The sequence below is a fragment of the Desulfomicrobium aestuarii genome (genome assembly GCF_055385525.1).
Window position 1 is genome coordinate 2,106,088 of record NZ_AP042427.1, and the last position, 14,924, is coordinate 2,121,011.

General features: G+C 38.1%; 10 protein-coding genes and 4 pseudogenes. 8 read left to right on the top strand and 6 right to left on the bottom strand.

All coding sequences use genetic code 11. The annotated features are described in order from the left end of the window. Nucleotides 1-259: 259 nt before the first annotated feature. From ACZ5AC_RS09455 to ACZ5AC_RS09465, 3 genes and pseudogenes are all read left to right on the top strand, one after another. The gene (locus ACZ5AC_RS09455; protein ID WP_464247373.1) at nt 260-2,473 is read left to right on the top strand and encodes a hypothetical protein; all 2,214 of its coding nucleotides are present in this window, start codon (nt 260-262) and stop codon (nt 2,471-2,473) included. Between the two features lie 41 nt (nt 2,474-2,514). Beyond that, a complete protein-coding gene (locus tag ACZ5AC_RS09460; RefSeq protein ID WP_464247374.1) occupies nt 2,515-2,850 on the top strand; it encodes a hypothetical protein in 336 nt (111 codons plus the stop codon). Nucleotides 2,851-2,957: 107 nt separating this feature from the next. Further along, nucleotides 2,958-3,068 (top strand): annotated as a pseudogene (locus ACZ5AC_RS09465) (transposase); the annotation flags it as partial. A gap of 22 nt (nt 3,069-3,090) precedes the next feature. On the opposite strand, the pseudogene ACZ5AC_RS09470 reads toward ACZ5AC_RS09465, so the two are convergent. From ACZ5AC_RS09470 to ACZ5AC_RS09480, 3 genes and pseudogenes are all read right to left on the bottom strand, one after another. Further along, a pseudogene (locus tag ACZ5AC_RS09470) lies at nt 3,091-3,168 on the bottom strand (transposase); the annotation flags it as partial. Between the two features lie 163 nt (nt 3,169-3,331). Further along, complete coding sequence (locus ACZ5AC_RS09475; protein ID WP_464247375.1) at nt 3,332-4,498, bottom strand: hypothetical protein; 1,167 nt, start codon at nt 4,496-4,498, stop codon at nt 3,332-3,334. A gap of 39 nt (nt 4,499-4,537) precedes the next feature. Continuing rightward, a pseudogene (locus ACZ5AC_RS09480) lies at nt 4,538-5,040 on the bottom strand (integrase core domain-containing protein); the annotation flags it as partial. 433 nt (nt 5,041-5,473) lie between these two features. On the opposite strand from ACZ5AC_RS09480, the gene ACZ5AC_RS09485 reads away from it, so the two are divergent. From ACZ5AC_RS09485 to ACZ5AC_RS09500, 4 genes and pseudogenes are all read left to right on the top strand, one after another. Then, the gene (locus ACZ5AC_RS09485; RefSeq protein WP_464247376.1) at nt 5,474-6,868 is read left to right on the top strand and encodes a phospholipase D-like domain-containing protein; all 1,395 of its coding nucleotides are present in this window, start codon (nt 5,474-5,476) and stop codon (nt 6,866-6,868) included. Nucleotide 6,869: 1 nt separating this feature from the next. After that, nucleotides 6,870-9,353 (top strand): tetratricopeptide repeat protein, encoded by a 2,484-nt coding sequence (locus ACZ5AC_RS09490; RefSeq protein ID WP_464247377.1) that lies wholly within the window; start codon nt 6,870-6,872, stop codon nt 9,351-9,353. Nucleotides 9,354-9,428: 75 nt separating this feature from the next. Next, nucleotides 9,429-9,757: pseudogene (locus tag ACZ5AC_RS09495) on the top strand (transposase); the annotation flags it as partial. A gap of 84 nt (nt 9,758-9,841) precedes the next feature. Next, on the top strand, nt 9,842-10,189 hold the full coding sequence (locus tag ACZ5AC_RS09500) for a hypothetical protein (protein WP_464250641.1): 348 nt from the start codon (nt 9,842-9,844) through the stop codon (nt 10,187-10,189). A 464-nt stretch (nt 10,190-10,653) separates the two neighbouring features. Here the strand turns inward: ACZ5AC_RS09500 and ACZ5AC_RS09505 are convergent, their stop codons facing one another. Both ACZ5AC_RS09505 and ACZ5AC_RS09510 read right to left on the bottom strand, forming a co-directional pair. Next, on the bottom strand, nt 10,654-11,424 hold the full coding sequence (locus tag ACZ5AC_RS09505) for an NYN domain-containing protein (RefSeq protein WP_464247378.1): 771 nt from the start codon (nt 11,422-11,424) through the stop codon (nt 10,654-10,656). A 41-nt stretch (nt 11,425-11,465) separates the two neighbouring features. Continuing rightward, nucleotides 11,466-11,816: a hypothetical protein gene (locus ACZ5AC_RS09510; RefSeq protein WP_464247379.1), complete on the bottom strand. Its 351-nt coding sequence runs from the start codon at nt 11,814-11,816 to the stop codon at nt 11,466-11,468. Nucleotides 11,817-12,343: 527 nt separating this feature from the next. Here ACZ5AC_RS09510 and ACZ5AC_RS09515 point away from each other — a divergent pair. Beyond that, nucleotides 12,344-12,967: a hypothetical protein gene (locus ACZ5AC_RS09515; protein WP_464247380.1), complete on the top strand. Its 624-nt coding sequence runs from the start codon at nt 12,344-12,346 to the stop codon at nt 12,965-12,967. A 471-nt stretch (nt 12,968-13,438) separates the two neighbouring features. On the opposite strand, the gene ACZ5AC_RS09520 is transcribed toward ACZ5AC_RS09515, so the two are convergent. Beyond that, nucleotides 13,439-14,568 (bottom strand): IS3 family transposase gene (locus tag ACZ5AC_RS09520; protein ID WP_464247381.1). Its coding sequence is split into 2 segments (ribosomal slippage): nt 13,439-14,319 and nt 14,319-14,568, totalling 1,131 coding nucleotides; the frame shifts between segments, so codons are not numbered across the junction. Between the last annotated feature and the right edge of the window lie 356 nt (nt 14,569-14,924).

A 14,924-nucleotide genomic window follows, 5' to 3' on the forward strand; every position in this document is an offset into this window, starting at 1 on the left:
GACGAAAAGATGATATCAAACGACGAAAGAAGCACAGCTAAGTGTCAACGGGTTATTCACCAAACATTTAAAAACGATATCAACAAAAAAATGGAAAAAAGAAAGAATTAGTCATCTGCTGTGAGTGCGGGAAACACTTCAACTTATTTATAAGAAAATACAATAACTTCAAACTTTTATATATAAATGAGAAATAAACAATATCGTTTCCAAAACATACAGGAGAAAAAGTAATATCATATATAATAGCAGGCACTAAATGAGCACTAAAGAACAAGAACAAATTTTCATATTAGAACAATATCTTTCAAAAGCAAGCTTCCTACCAGAATCGAAAACTAAAAGGCTTTTGATCGACTACGAATACATTGGTAATGAACTTGGATTTGAATTTGATGTAATAAAAAATAGAAAAATTAAATTATTAATTGACGAAGCGTCGAAAATAATACCTTTAAAGCCGATCCAAAACATTAACATTCAAAACATTACGGTAAATCAATTCTACAATATATGCGAAGACATAGTTCGCAAAGAGAAATTGAATGAAAAATTAATATTAACTGTATACAAAAAATTAATACGTTTTTTTAATTTTGACAGCTCAACTGACGCTTCTTTAATTTTTTCAAAAGATGATGAAAAATACATTGTCGATGTCATCAATGCCTTATCTTCAAATACACAAAAAACAAAAATTAAATATATATCAGCCGCGAAAAAATTAAAAACTTACTATGACGGAGCTATATACTCATTAAGAAATCTACCTTCAGACTTTTCTGAAGCCATAAAAATTGTGCATGAGCAAAGCGGCCTATCAGTCTCGCAAGCTGAATATAAAGCAGGAATAAAAAGAAATAGCGCAAGACACATTATAACTGGTAAACATACGCCTTCATCAAAACAAATCAGCAACATTATAAAACTTGAAGAGGCATACTGTATTCCAAAATATAGCCTTGTATGCAAACTAAAAGTTAACAATAATTGGCGTAAAATCGACCAAACACTGATACCAGAAGAATTTAGGACAAAAACAAATTTGTGGAGCAAACTACTATCAAATCTAACAATAGACTTCAATACAACGACAGATGAAAAAAGATTCGAAATCTGTGAATGGATTTACAACAACATCGTTGTTTCGAACACCGAATACTCAAAGAGGCTAAGAGCAAAGCTAAAGCAAAAATACAAATTTGACGAACTAGAAAACACCCCCGCCCTAAAACAAGAGTTGGATAAACTCGTTAGCCACAAAGAATCTACCCTGCCAGACTTTACACTAAAAAAATTTGGCACATGGGTAACGGCCACATCAGAAAAAAATATTGACTGCATACTATATTTCTTAGGGTATTTAAAAAACGTAAGCAACTTGACATGCAACCTCACAACACAAGACTATTCTATATTATTAATTTTATCTGACACACTTGTATATAACTATATAAAATGGCAGATTGATCGCCGCGGCATGTTTAGTTTTGGAGATTACTCCATATTAGATTTAATAATATCACTATGCAATCAAGATACTGGCTACCTTTACCAACAAAAAAATATCAAAATTACATCTCAAAAAATATTAGACATACTACAACTTGACTACTCTAATAATTCAGAAAATGAAATAATGAATGCATGGAAAAGCTTATGTTCCAATCAAAAAAACTTTTGTATTAAATTTAGAAATGAAATTGACAAGCTTTACAAAAAAAATCAAGTCGATAGCGAAGGACACTTAGTTTTATCACGAGATAGTTTCGAACCAATTAACTCAATATTAGACATGGAAAAACCATGGACAGAGTATTATAAACTACTCAAAGTTGCCAGAGAAAATTACTCTTTATCTAAAACGCAGCCAAAGCTCAACTTTTCTTTTTTAAGCTCTTATTTAACAGCAATCTTTATTACACAAACAGGCTTGCGCTCTAAAAATATCAGGTTACTAAAATTTACAGACGGACTCGATAAGACAAAATCTCAATTATTTTTTTTAGACAATAAGTACTACATCGATATCCCATGGCCCGAAGTTAAAAACAAAAGAAAAGTATTGAGAGAAATAATCGACACTCACAATCTCTACGAAGACATCAATATTTACCTTTTTTTAAAAAAACAAATATTCGGCTCAAACTCAAATAATAACTTTATTGTCACAATAAAAAACAATATCTTTTCAGAAGATAGCTTTCATAATAACTTTGTTGAGTTCACTAAAGTGTACTTGGCTTACAACAAATACAAAAATCAACATATGATTGAAAACTTACATCCACACTCACCTCACGCAATAAGACACATAATTGCCACACATGTTCTTAAACAAACAAAATCGTTTGCGGAAGCGGCCTTGGCCATTCACGATTCCGAAACTACGACCCGAAAGCACTATGCGCGTTTTTTGCCTAAAGATGAATGCCAATCGTTCAAAACACTCAGCCAAAATGTTTTTGCATGAAAATTATTTTAAAATAAAAAATGAGTTATAAGGAGTGAACAATGGCGACACTAAATAAATGGCGAGCACTTAATATTAACGGGAAACTTTTTTTAACCGCCATCTATGTAAAGGGACATCCAAATATTTTAACTGGCCCAATCTTAACGAGCCAAGTTGTATTAGGCGACCTTGTTCAAGGTGGAACAGTCCAAACGATATCAGGCACAACTTACAAACTCGAAGAACCCCTCCCTCAAGACGAGGATTGCGAATTTGCCAGGGGCTTGCTCGTAGAGCGGGTTAGCCGCAATTTCAACAAGCAGGGAAAAGTGCTTACACTCGACGAGCTTGAAGCTCTGTTTAAAATTATCGACAAAATCCTTGCAAGCACATGAAAAATCAGAAGTGCCTGAAGAAGTGGCCCTGGAAATTTGTACAAGCCTTTAGGTTGGAACTCCGCTAGTCCCGACCCCGTCAAACGCAAATGATTAGGGAGCAGAGAATGACGAAGAAGACGAGACGGAAGCAGTCAGCACAGTTCAAGACCAAGGTGGTCTTGACCGCGATGGCTGGCAACAAGACCCTTGCCGAGCTGGCGCAGCGGCTTGAGGTGCAATGACACTTCCGAAGAACTCTTGGTCTCGGTAGCCGAACGCCTGGCTTTTGAGCGCCTTGATCTTGCTGTTGGCTCCTTCCATGGACCCGGCGGATATGGGTGTTCAGGCAGACCGAACGCATGGCACAAGAAGCTCGTGGACATGGCGGGGCATCCTCTTGGTTTTCATTAGCGTGAAAACTTGATGAAACCCATGTATTTTCGTTTTGTCAAAAGTGCGCTCTTGCTGGATAAACCAAAATTTTACACAATAACGTTCGTTATTCGATTATTACAGACATGTAATAATCTCTATTATTTAATTTTAACCCGGCCTTAGCATGATCAAACGCCCAAAAAGATTCGATATTTGACTCTTTTGCCTCATTAATTAATTCACCATAAACACTACTAATACAGTAATGAAAAAAATTATAAACTTTATGAATCGACTCTTGCAAAAAACTTATCGTATCTCTTTTCATAGAAAAAAATCCTTCTATACCTAAAGCCCTTGTATAGCATCCATCTTTAAAATCATAAATTAATATATCTGCATATGCAAATTTTTGACTATTTAATGGCGTTTTTCCAGAGCCTATAAAAACGCGCTGCCTCACTGGGTAAAAAAGCTGATTATGCGTTAGATCATGCCTAAGCAGAAACAACTCATTTAACTCATCTAAGTACTGCTTAAATGTAGTGTCTTCTTTAAATTTTTTAACTCTTACTAAATCAGAAAACAATACCTTTGGTTTTTTTACTTTCCTATGCAACCTATAATCATCGATGTAATGCAAAATTTTACTTAACCCATCAAGACTGGTCGCCAATGCCTTAACACAATCAGTCACACACCACCCGACCTTATCCCCTAGCAGTCCTGTATATATTATTTCTTTATCATTGATTTCATCTTTTTTTTCTTTTATAATTTGATGAAATAGATATACAATTTCTTTAACACAACTCTCTGCATGATAGATCTCTGATCGCACAAGTTCAAACAAATATCTAACATGTTGCTGAACACAGTATAAATCTTTAACCTTATCATAGCGTTGAAGAATTTTTTCATATCTATCTTTATTGAGACGCAATCCTAAATTTTCTGTTTCAACTATACTTTGAATAATATCCAACGAAATAAGATCATCTATTATTACATCAGAACTCCTTTGAATCAACAGATACTCTATGTTACTACATACTTGAATACAACCATCTAATTTTTTATACAAATTCGAGTTATTTATTACAACGCTATAATCATTCAATTCATCATCAAACTCTAGCAATAATTTATCATTATATTTTGAAAGCAATTTATTTATATAAAATTTCCCTTTGTTTGTAGTCTTAGAACTATTCCCCAGACTATCCGAGACAGATATAGATCTACTACTTATTTCGAAAATTAATCCTTTTTTGGTTATGTATTTTCTCATATTACAAATTCGTCTAACAGATTTTTGGAGTTGCCCGTACTAAACCGGACACTCTGCGGTTGCTGAAAGGCGGATGAATTCTCTTGGCGAAAGCATCCGCAACCCCATGTGAGGGGCAAACTCGTTGTAATCTTCGAACCATGTAGCCAGCATCTTCATCACGCTGACAGCGTCCGGGCATTCGCTGACGCGGATGTAATCCTTTTTGAAAGTTTTGACGAAACTCTCGGCCATGCCATTGCTTTCAGGGCTCCTGACAGGCGTGAAGCGTCTTACCAGTCCAAGCCAAGAAGCAAATCCACCGTTTACCGTGCGGTGTAGCAGGAACCGTTGTCCGAAAGCCACTCCACGGGATGGAGCGTTTCCGCTTGGTCAAATCGACGATCTACGCTTTCCAGCATCAGGTCCCGAACCATCGATCCGGAGATGCCTCCTGTCGTGGTTACATGACCAATGATTTCCCGGTCGCATGAATCCAGCGGGAAGGTCACGCGGACAACCTCGATGTTGTCGCAAGGAATCTCGAATCCGTCAGACCAACGGCAGCACTGAGCCACATTGACGACTTCTACGGTTGGATAGTCGTTAGCACTCTGTCTGGACATACCTCTTGCACCACCTCTTACGGTTGGCAGGGTATCCGGTCAAATTGGGGGCTACTCCACCTTTCTCTTGAGGCAGTGGCAAGCATGGCAATAATTGTTTGGAATACAATCAGAAGCTGCACAAGCTTTATTGCCTTGATTTCTAAGACAAAAAGAGGCAACCTAGCTGCCTATCAGCCATCCTCAAATATGTTTCCCCATGGAGGGAGTCTCAATCCGCATCTGAAACAAAAGTCTAGCCCAAAACGGCTATAATAAACGATGCGGAACATTTACAAAGCTCTGATTAAAAATCGTCAGCATAAACCCATGTTTCAGACATGACCCAAAATTAAAATCTTTATCTTAACTCGTTAACCTGATCAACTATATGGAAACACAAGCATTTTTTGAAAAAATTCAAGATAGAATAATTGAAGAAATTCTTAACGCGAAATCATCTATACATATTGCAGTAGCGTGGTTTACAGACAATGATATATTTGATGCTATATACAAAAAAGCAAAAGAAGGAGTCCGTGTCGAATTAATGATTGCAAATGATTCTATTAATCGTAACAGTGGAATACAATATCATTTAATTTCTGATATTGGCGGCCTATTCTTGATGGTTGGTGATATTAAAAAAAACGAATCTTTGATGCATAACAAGTTTTGCGTCATCGATAATAAGAATATCATAACCGGATCATATAATTGGAGCAAAAAAGCACAAAAAAATAGCGAAAATATCACTATAGTCAGTGACGCTGATGAATTAGCATCTCAATTCATAAAAGAATTTAATAAATTAGTTGAAAAATATTCGATTCATTCTGTTGGCGATGTAGACATTTTAACCATTATTAAACGTTTAAATATATTAAAAGAAATGATAGAGATAAAAGATAAAGATGATATTGATTCGCAAATATCAAAATTTATAAATATAATAAATAAGCTTCAATACAACAACAATCTTTATGAAATAGTAAACTTTATAAAAAATGGAAATTACGATATTGCTTTAAATAAAATAGATACATTTATAGATTTATACACTAGCATAACAATTTATAATGATCCAGAAATATCAGAATTAAATCTAGAATTAAAATCTTTAGAAATTCAAGTAGGCGTTCTTGAAGAAGAAAAGGTGGAAATTGAAAAATTACTTCATACTTACAATCATCGTCATAATATTGAAGTTGGAGAAATAATTAGGCAAATATTATTGTTGCGGCGTGAATTGCTTAAAAAACAAGCGTTTAATGATAAAGAAAAAGAACAGAAATACGAAGAAGCAAAGCAAGACTATGAAAATTTTGAACAAGACTACAATGATTCAAAAGAAATGAATATTTGCGACGTCACAGAGGCTGAAAAATTAGAAATCAAAGCAATTTTTCGTGCGTGCTGCAAAATTTGTCATCCAGACGTGGTTTCAGAAGAATTTAAACAGGACGCGAATGCAATTTTCATCAAACTAAAAAATTCATACGATAAAAATGACATATCTTCGCTAAAAAGTCTTTATGAAAATTTGAAAAGCGGAAAATTCACGCTAAGCAGTTCACAAAAAATTAAAATCAATCAACTTCTAAATAGGGTTGTAATATTGCGAGGAAAGGTTAAAGAATTATCTGTAATTATATATAATTTGATGTCAAGCGAAGCATACAGAACTATTATTTCTATTGAAAATTGGGATGACCATTTTAAAGATTTAAAAATTCAATTATTCGAAGAATTAAATCGTTTAAAAAACTATAAAATTGAAAAATGATATGCAAATAGTTTCACTTAATTACAACAATTTAGTACAATCGCTTTCAAAGCGATTTGATATTACATATAAATTATTATACGAAAATATTGAAGACTGGCATGATCGAGCCATTACATTAAAAAAAAATAAAGAGTGGGTTTCTTTTTTTCACTTATGCACTATGTGGGTAAAATATTATCCGAAAGACCCTGAGGCATGGAATTATCTTGGAAACGCACAATTAAAATTCAACAATACAGAAGATGCAATAAAATCATACAACAATTCAGTGAACCTGGATAGTAATTATTATAAGGCGTGGCATAATTTAGGTCTTGCATTCACGAAAATCAACGACAAAAATGCTGCAATTGACGCATACAAAAAAGCGCTATCTGTCAATCCGACTTTGCTACGAACAAATTTTTTTTTGGGGAATTTGTATTTTGACATAGAAGACTACATAAACGCGATCTATTATTACAATATTACACTACAAATTAAACCAAATCACCTTACTGCTTTAAGAAATTTAGGAAAATTGTTTTACAAAACACAACATTATGACGAATGTCGGTCTACCTTTTTAAAGTTTTTAAGTATAAAAGATGATTACTCTGAAGCAAAGATTTTTATTGCATTTTCATATTTCTTAGAAAATAATTATACTGAAGCTGTTAAATATTTACTGTCTGTAAACAATTCAAATCATAAAGATTTTATTTACTGGAATACTCTTGGAAATTCATATTTTGTTTTAAAAAAATACGATGAAGCGATTGAAGCTTATTCGCACGCTGTTAATATAAATAATGCAGATTTTTATACCTGGTACCGACTTGGAATATCGCTTTTAAATATTAATTACTACGACGACGCAATTGAAGCTTATAAGATAGCTTTGAATATTAATCCTGACAATATCAATACATTGAAGAGGCTTGGAGATTTATACTACGATCTGAAAAAGTACGAAGACGCTGCTGATAGTTATCGCAATATTGTTCGGATCAATCCTAAAGATTATAAATCGTGGCATGATCTAGGAACCGCATACGACCGTCTTAATCTTTTGGAAGATGGAATTGAAGCATACAACCAAGCTTTGACAATCAATCCTGTATATTTTGATAGTCTACATGAATTAGGAGAATCTTTTCGGATTCTTAAGCGCTATGATGAGGCAATTGAAGCCTACAAGATGGCTTTGAGCATCACTCCTGAACATATTAAAATATTGAAGAGCCTTGGGGATTTATACTACGACCTGGAAAAATACGAAGACGCTGTCGATATTTATCGCAATATTGTCCGTATCACTCCTAGAGATTACAAAGCGTGGCATGATTTAGGAACTGCATACGATCGCCTTAATTTGCTGGAAGATGGAATTGAAGCATACAACCAAGCTTTGGCAATCAATCCTGAATATTTTGATAGTCTATATGAATTAGGAGAATCTTTCCGGATACTTAAGCGCTACGACGAGGCAATTGAAATCTATAAGATGGCTTTGAGCATTACTCCAGAACATACAAAAATATTGAATATCCTTGGAGATTTATACATAGATCTGGAAAAGTTCGAAGATGCGATAGATATTTATCGAAATATTGTTCAACTAGATCATAGCGATCATATAGCTTGGTACATTCTAGGAGTTTTATCTGATCATTTTAATCTTTTTGAAGATGGCATTGAAGCATATAGACAAGCTTTAAAAATCAACCCTGAAGATTTCGATAGTCTATATGAATTAGGAGAATCTTTTCGCAGTCTTGAGCGATACGACGAGGCAATCGATGCTTTCAAAATGGCTTTGCGTATCAAACCTGAGGATATAAAAACATTAAAAATTCTTGGTAAATTATACTATGAAGAAAAAAATTACGAAGCCGCAGTCGATATTTATAATTGTATTGTCCTGATTACTCCTGATGACTTTAAATCATGGCATAATCTTGGAAACTCATATTACAGCCTCAATCATTTCGAAGATGGAATTGAAGCATATCGACAAGCATTAAGCATCAACCCTGACGACTCAACTGTATTGCGCTTTCTAGGTCATTGTTACTATAATTTAAATAGATTTAATGAATCAGTTTTTTCGTATAAAAATGCCTTAAAAGTAAGTGAAGATTTTTATTGTTGGCGATTTTTAGGTCACTCATATACTAATCTTGAACAATATCAGGAAGCAGTATATGCTTTTAGTCAAGCCATTAAAATGAAGCCTGATGATATCACTTGGCATGACTTAGGCACGGCTTACGATCGTCTTGGCCAATTAAATGAAGGCATTGAGGCTTATAAAACATCCTTAGAGTACAACCCACACAATTTAAATAGCTTGAGTGAATTAGGTCATTCATTGCTAATACTTGAACGCTATCACGAGGCAATTGAGATTTATAAAAAAGCTCTATTAATAGATCCACTGAATTCTGACTTTATGGAAAAGATCGGGGAAGCGTATTATAATATTGAGACATACGGATAATCGCCCAATGTATTGGCGTGTAAAATATTTGTGTAAACGGTCAGTTGTCGATAATCGACCACACAAGGAGACGAAATGATCGCAAGCAAGCCACTTCCAGTCGACCTGATCGACGCCCTCCTGGCGGATTACAAGAAGCCCGAAGACCTCATCGGCGAGGCAGGCCTTCTCAAGCAACTGACCAAGACCCTCGTCGAGCGAGCCCTCAATGCCGAAATGACCGACCATCTCGGCCTTTCAAAAGCATGCACCCGTCGCAAACCCAACCGGCAATACCCGGAACGGCAAGAGTCGCAAAACCCTCAAGCGATTTCGGCGAACTCCCCATCGAAGTTCCCCGTGACCGTATGGGCACCTTCGAGCCCCAGCTTATTGGCAAGCATCAGACCCGTTGGACGGGCTTCCGACCTGCCGGGAAACTTCGGTCTCTTTTATTTGATGGCACTTACTTGGGGAGGTTTACAGCTGCACTTTTGAAGCGCGTCAAGATGCTCGACGAGGTGGACGAACAGGTCGGCACGACCATCTTTCATTATTTGGGTGACGTCGCCCCCCCCAGGTCTCGATTTCCCCTGCATGGTCAATATGCGGCGTCACGAAGCAGGTTTGCCACCGCTTCTGCCCGCTACTTCAGCTATAAGTGGCTTCTTATTCACGGCAAGCGAACAGAACAATCTAAGGACAAGCGTATCATCATCCGGGAGGAATCGATTGCCTGGCTTGGTGACGCACATCTACAAAAGCAGGTTTCTGAGTTGTTCGGTGAAGGGAAAAGAATTCCCCAAGAGTCCCTTGGATCAAGACAAATTGGGGCCGAATGGGCACCAAGCGACTAGTTCTGAAAGTATACGATCACTTTGGGTCTCGATGTCCCGATACGATTGCTATGACCTTTTCGATGGAACTTGTTGCTTCCGCGCACATCGCGACATCTCGAAAAGTTGCGGTGCGCCTAAGTCGATCGCCAAATCATAGACGGTGTCAACAGAAATCGAATACCGCGTCGCGACCTGGAAATCTGCGTTAACAGCACCTCAGTCCCGTTCATGCACACCACAGAGACTTAAATCTTCACGGACGTCCATACCACGAGCACATAGAGAACAAAAATCTTGTAATCGAAGCCCGTAAGGGTGGACGTGACTCAAACTTACGACCCTTTTCGCTACAGACAAATGATACTTCTTTAGAATCTAAAATATCACACATAGATTTGTATAGTCTCGTGTGGCTTGTTGTAATTTAAAAAAAATATTTTTAACAACGACTTACGGCAAGCTCTGGCTAAGGAGTTTTCATTTTATGGAGTGGTATTGGTTCGCTTCTTTGGACGATATGCAACAATGTTTACGGTGCCCTTGCCTTTGAACTTCGTCATTTCGAAGATATCTATTTTCGAAATTAGCTCTGTAATTTTTGTGAATCCGTAAGTTCGAGGGTCGAAATCGGGCTTAAGTCTTTTCAATAAAGCTCCCACCGGGGCAACATTTGCCCAATCTTCGCCGTCATCGTCTTTGTACTGGAGCCAGCCGGTTAAAAACGCATCAATGATGTCTTGGGGAATTTCTTCTACATTTGCGGCAGGTTCTGTGGCAGCCTGATCTTTATCTAAACCAGATATTATTGATTCACCAAGATTTTCAGAAAAAACAAAATCATCACAAGAGTTTCTAAACGAAACAGGTGTTTGTCTTTCTCCGACACCAAAAACGTAAACTTCTGATTCACGCAACCGTGACGCTAATTTTGTGAAATCGCTGTCTGACGAAATAAGAGCAAAAGCGTCGTATTTATCGGTGTACAACAAATCCATTGCGTCAATGATTAACGACGAATCTGTCGAGTTCTTGCCTATTGTGTATGCGAATTGCTGTATTGGCTGAATGGCTAGTTCGTTTAGCACTGTTTTCCAATTTTTAAGATATTCGCTAGACCAGTCTCCGTAAGCTCTTTTTGTGATGATGTGACCATGCTTAGATATTTCGTCAAGAATAAACTTGATCTTGGAGTGCTGCGTATTGTCCGCATCAATGAGAACAGCAATTTTTTTCTGATCATCTAAATCTTTCATATACAACTCTTTGACTAAAAATACTGTATTAATATTTTATTTTACTTATCCTTAATAATTTTTGTGTTTGTTTCAGAATCTGTAAGCAATTGCAATGTTATATTATGATTATGAATTATATTTGTTTCGTCAAATTTTTTAAAAAAAATAATTCTTATAAAAAATCCTAATAGCTCTGTAAGAATTATAATTGTTACACCTAATGCGATAAAAATCAAAATAGCTTCATTTATTGATTCAAATTTAGGCGTCATTGCTTCTTTAGCAACATCAACTACAGACATCGTTTCAAATTTTTTAATATCATTTTCAGTTTCTCCGTAAACATACCAACCGAAAAATGCTGCCAGTAATACTATTGCCATGACTTTTGCTACTAAATCTTTTTTCACAATTTTTCCTTTCATGTAACGATTTCTAATAATCAAACAATTGCCTAAGCGATCACGGGTGAATTCACTATTACCACGGGAGTCAACATGGCCGGCTTTTCGTTAACTCAAGTGTCGCCAACTTCTTATTGTCTTCGAGCAAAAAATATTCCGAACTTTCGCTACAATAAAAGTTTCGTGCACAGCAAGTCCTTATTTTGTCATACATTATCCAACCAAGGGCAGTCAAAGCCCAAGTCCACGAGGCCAACAAAAAAAAAGACACCCGCTACCGGATGGCTCCTTCTTGATTCGTCAGACACGGCGCGCAAACCCACAACCGAAACCACGAAAAGAAACAAGGGTCAGCCTTTCGACTAAAACCCTTCTGCCCTAATATTGGGGCCACCGGAATTCAAACGCACGATCTCCAGCGCTGGAGGTTCCGTAAATGAATTGACAAATCGTCCAGATGTTATGCAAGGTCACAATTATTTTCCTCATCAATTTAATTCATTTTTTTTAGTATGTTGAAAATGAGGACAAAAATGGCAAAATGCATTAGATGTGGAAGAAGTGCTGGTTTCTTTTCAAAATATTGCGACGAATGTATTGATAAAATGCAAGAAGAAAAAAGAAATTCCGAATTGCGTGAAGGCATTGCAAATAAAAGAAAAAAATCAGACTATCATTTTGTCGATACGAGAAAAGAATACAATGAAAAAATTTCTGAAATAAAAAAAAGAATTGTTAACGATATATACGAAAAAATCGACAAGAATGGAAATGTTATATTTTACAAAAATTATTTCGTCAATATTGATTTTAGTATCGAAGAAGTTTGCACTGGAGAAAAATTCGATTGTAATTTTTTGGTAAATATGGGATTAGATGGATGGGAAATATCTGCGACATTTCCAAAAACAAAAGGATACGTATTTAAAAACAAATCATTCGGCTCTACTGTAGGTGAAACATGGGGCGCTGGATTGGGCGGTATTGTTGAAGGAATGTATGTGGTTCTGAAAAAAAATATCAAATCACGGAGTGAAATAGACGATAATTTTTTAGAAAAATATGTCGATGATAATTTAGATACATTAACTTCAAGCGAAGAAAAAATAGAATTACAAAGGTTGTGGTCTTTTAATTCAAATAAATACGCAGAATAGATTATGGTAAAATTTAATATGAGGGTATCTGGAAGACAAGGATCACCGAGCCAAAGCCAAGCCGTTTACAACAACCGCAGCGTGTCCGGTTTAATAGGGCAACTCGAGTTTGATAGTGACGAAATGAGACAATCACACCTTCGCGGACAGGAATACGTCCACAAACGATAGCTCCTGTGCGTGACTGGGTTCAATCTCGGTCTGCTGATGCGGAAGCTGATAGGTTTCGGGACCCCAAAGGGGTATTTTTACCTCGATTCAGTGAAGATTTGTATTGTTGCTTTGGGACGAATGGTCTTCTCGATGATTTTTGTCGAGATGAAGAGCGATAGCGGCGAAGAATTCGTCGGAGCGCAGATTACCGTGGAACGGTGTTGATCATAAATAAATCAACGGACTGTTAAGGCTTTAGAAGTGGCTCAGTTCGTTTGAACACGTTTGCTCGTTTCTTAAGTGGAATCTCCGCTCTTCTTACACTGCCATTCTCACTGGCGACATTCGTTCGGTGTAAGCCTCGTCAGGCGTTTTCTTGCCCAACCGTGAATGCGGCCGCTTTTGATTGTACCAATCCATGTATTCCATAATCGACTTCCGGGCATCGCTCACCGTATCGTAGGCGTGCAGATATGCCCGTTCGTACTTCACCGACTTCCAAAGCCGCTCAACGAAAACGTTGTCACGCCAGGCTCCTCGGCCATCCATACTCAGCTTGCAGCCCCTGTCCTTGACAGCCGTTACAAACTCGATCGCCGTAAACTGACTGCCCTGATCCGTGTTCACGATTTCCGGAGTACCATGGCGGCGAAAGGCTTCCTGAAGCACATCGACCGCATGGCAAGCCTCCAGGGTGATCGCTATCTTTGACGCCAGGACCTTTCGGCTGGCCCAATCCACGACTGCGGTCAGATACACGAAACCCTTGGCCATCGGGATGTAGGTCGTATCCAGAGCCCAAACCTGATTGCTTCTTTCAATGAGCAGTCCTCGTAGCAGATAGGGATATACCTTGTGCCCAGGATGCTTCTTGCTGGTGCCGGGCTTCCGGTACAGCGCAGCAATCCCCATGCGTGCCATCAACGAGCCGACATGCTTACGCCCAACAGCGATGCCTGAGCGATTCAGTTGATCTCGAAGCATTCGGGCACCCATGAACGGATGCTCAAGATGCAGCTCGTCAATGCGGTGCATGAGCGCCAAGTCGACGGCGCTAACCGGCCGAGGCTGATAGTACACGGTACCGCGACTTATCCCGACCAGTTCGGCCTGCCGCTTGATTGAAACCTCGTGCTCGCGGTCGATCATCGCTTTGCGCTCAGCAATCCCACCTTGCTGAGTGCGCTTTCTAAAAAATCATTCTCCAGCGTCAGTTGGCCGATCTTGGCATGCAAGGCCTTCAAATCCACCGCCGGTTCACTATCGGCCGGTTTACCGAAGACGGCGGCGGCCCGTTCGCTGAGTTGCCGCTTCCATTCGGTAATCTGGTTCGGGTGCACCTCAAAACGCTGCGCCAACTCGGCAAGAGTCTTGTCCCCGGCCATCGCCGCTAACGCTACCTTGGCCTTGAATTCTGCTGAATGCTTCCGTCTCGTCCGCTTAGTCATTCTCTGCTCCCTGATCAATTTCGTTTGAAGGTGTCCGGGCTAGCAGAGATGCCACCTAAAGGCTTGTACAAATTTCTGGGGCCACTTCTCTTTTAAAACCCCAGACTCTTACTCTCTAATGGCGGGGTCGATGGGACTCGAACCCACGGTCTCCGGTGTGACAAGACGATGAATGCTGCTTTATCCCGTTTTATTTCAGCTATTTACGCAGCATCTCTATAGCGCAAACCTTGGTGTCTTATTTGATGGAATGGGCCCGCTCCGGAGTCAAAAAAAAGAGCTCTGCTTCAAGAAATGACGAATGCACACTTCTCAACCGTATTGAGCAAAATCCCACAACCTGAGGGGTTAAACTT